Here is a 1,295-nt window from a genome sequence, read left to right on the forward strand (position 1 = left end):
CGCCGACGCCGCTGAGGCCGGCATCAACCGCATCTGCCAGGACCAACAGCTCGCATGGTCCTTCCTGGCCCACACCGGACTGGAAATCCACCCTCCAACACCACACAACTAACGAAAAGCTCAGTAGGTCCTCGATGGTGTAGTCGCCGGTGGCGTACAGTTCGAAGGCCAGGCGAACGAGGGGGCCACGTTCCGGGTCGATGATGACCGTCCGCACTTCTCTCCCCTCGACGTGCTTGCTGGTGTTGAGGTAGCCAAGGGGCGCGCGGGCAATGGTGCCGCCGTTTCGGGCTTTGTTGGCCATCTTAGTTTTAATGTCATCGCCGCTCATACGGACTTGCAGCTCGTTGAAGATGGCGAGGATGCCCTGCATGGCATCGCCAAGGTACCCGTCGCCGAAGTTCTCTTTAGCAGAGACCAGGGTGATACCCATCTTGGCGAGCTGGGCCTTGGTCTGGAGCTCCTCCAAGGCGTTACGGAAGGCCCGACTCATCATGTAGACGATGACGTAGCGGATGAGCGGACGGCCCTCCTTCTTGCGTTGCCGGTTCTCGGTCGTCAGGTAGGTCATCATCTCCTGAAAAGCGACGCGCTTTTCCAGGCTGGTGGCCGTGCGGCCGGGCTCGACGAATTCCCGCGCTACAGGTGCGCCAAGCGCATCGGCTTTACCCTGTGCAATGCGTCGTTGGGTGGGAATCGAGTTACCCTCGGGGTCGTAATCGGCGTCGGTATCCATCTGCTTCTTAGAAGAAACGCGCAGGTAGAGCACGGCTTCCTCTAGCTGGATCGCTTCCTCTGCCAGTTGGTCATCTTGAGTGCGAGAAGCGGGGATGCTATCCGTAGCAGGGAAAGCATCATCCGGTGGATTGATGTAGGCGCTCGTCATAGTAGACCCTCCTTTCGCGTTTAGTTTCCTTCTCATGATCCGAGATCAAATCGGCGAGTTGCGCATTGTGGTACCCCTCTCGCCCTATGGCCTTTTTGGGCATTCCCATTTTACCTCAGAAATGGCCAAATGCCAGCCGTCCTAGCGCCTTTTGGGTGGCACTTTAGGGGCGCTGTTCCTTGCGAGTTCGGACTACTAGCTATTGGTTGCCGATGGTGGCGTGGTGAGATGCGCGGCAAAACGTTCAGTCTGGATTATCTGGAACAGCTCGGGTTGATACTCCAGTGAACCTTTTTCAGCAGGCGTGAGCTTCGCGGGTTTGTAGCACGTGAATGGCCTTGGCCAGGTGCCCGGCGCGGTGCGGGCAGCAGCGCAGCTTGCGGAGGATCCGCCAGCTCTTGAGCTGGGC

The 1,295-nt window shown here is 58.7% G+C and carries 1 protein-coding gene and 1 pseudogene; both read right to left on the bottom strand.

Annotated features, from left to right (window positions below; genetic code table 11):
- Nucleotides 1-886 (bottom strand): recombinase family protein (locus tag QSK21_RS35795; RefSeq protein ID WP_285702202.1); only part of this gene is annotated, 886 nt, incomplete at its 3' end.
- Nucleotides 887-1,181: 295 nt separating this feature from the next.
- A pseudogene (locus QSK21_RS35800) lies at nt 1,182-1,295 on the bottom strand (IS5/IS1182 family transposase); the annotation flags it as partial.

Origin of the sequence: Actinomadura sp. NBRC 104412 (assembly GCF_030269515.1) — a bacterium.
Classification (GTDB): domain Bacteria; phylum Actinomycetota; class Actinomycetes; order Streptosporangiales; family Streptosporangiaceae; genus Spirillospora.